Annotated in this window: 1 protein-coding gene; it reads left to right on the forward strand. The window is 45.6% G+C overall.

What is annotated here, in order from left to right; all coding sequences use genetic code 11:
- Positions 1-529: GNAT family N-acetyltransferase (locus AB4512_RS21645; RefSeq protein WP_372175618.1), on the forward strand; the 529-nt coding region annotated here is incomplete at both ends.

Genomic DNA, 529 nt, shown 5'->3' on the forward strand with positions numbered 1-529 from the left:
ACCACGGTACACGGTTACGAAGGCAGTGGACGAGGGTTCGGTATTAAGTTTGAGTCTTGGCTTTCTGAGCATCGTCCGGGGTGGAAAGGCTTTAAGCTCGAACAACCGATTCGTTGGAATAGCAACGATCCGCTAGAAGCTTGGTTGTTTGATTTCTTCCTACTTGGTAATGACGCATCAGTCACTGAATCGGCGGTTGATGAAATCGAAGGCTTTTCTGCTGACGCAATCAACCAATTAAACTTGGGCGAGTTATCAAAATCAGAATGCTTGGCTAATCCTGAGCAGCTACAACAATGTTTTTCTCTTCTCGTGGATGCGCACTATCAGACCTCGCCAAATGACTTAATGCAATTTCTCAACAATCCAGCAATCCGTTTATACGCCGCTTGGCAGCAAGATAAATGTTTAGGTTGTATGTTAGTGACGGAAGAGGGTGGTTTGGACAGCGAGTTGATTACTCAAATTCAACTTGGAAAACGCAGGCCTCAAGGTCACCTTGCTCCAGTATTACTGGCAAACCAACTTG

The organism is Vibrio sp. 10N.222.52.B7 (assembly GCF_041474275.1).
Lineage (GTDB): Bacteria > Pseudomonadota > Gammaproteobacteria > Enterobacterales > Vibrionaceae > Vibrio > Vibrio crassostreae_C.